The following is a 306-nucleotide window of genomic DNA, read 5'->3' on the forward strand; positions in this document are numbered from 1 at the left end:
GACTCGCGCAGCCGATTTAACTTTTCGAATTTAGAGCCCACGCCCCGAATACCCCAATCTTTCGCCCGCCAGCAGGTGCTTTCTATGCACAGTAGAACCAAAGGGCAACCGGTATTGCCTACTGTCCACGCCAATGTCATAGCGACATTTGTGGAATTCGTGCTCGACCTGCCGTTCGACGACTGGATCGTGCGCAAATACGATCACTACCTGCCGCTGGCCGAAACGCTGAAGCCGCGCCCCGGCGCGATCGAAGTGTTCAACGAATTGCGCGCGCTGGGCGTCGAGCAGGCGGTGGTGTCCAAC

Annotated in this window: 1 pseudogene; it reads left to right on the forward strand. The window is 57.8% G+C overall.

What is annotated here, in order from left to right:
- Positions 1–153: 153 nt before the first annotated feature.
- Positions 154–306: pseudogene (locus tag EN807_RS37775) on the forward strand (HAD family phosphatase); the annotation flags it as partial.

Origin of the sequence: Mesorhizobium sp. M5C.F.Ca.ET.164.01.1.1 (assembly GCF_004792125.1) — a bacterium.
Taxonomy (GTDB): Bacteria; Pseudomonadota; Alphaproteobacteria; order Rhizobiales; family Rhizobiaceae; genus Mesorhizobium; species Mesorhizobium wenxiniae.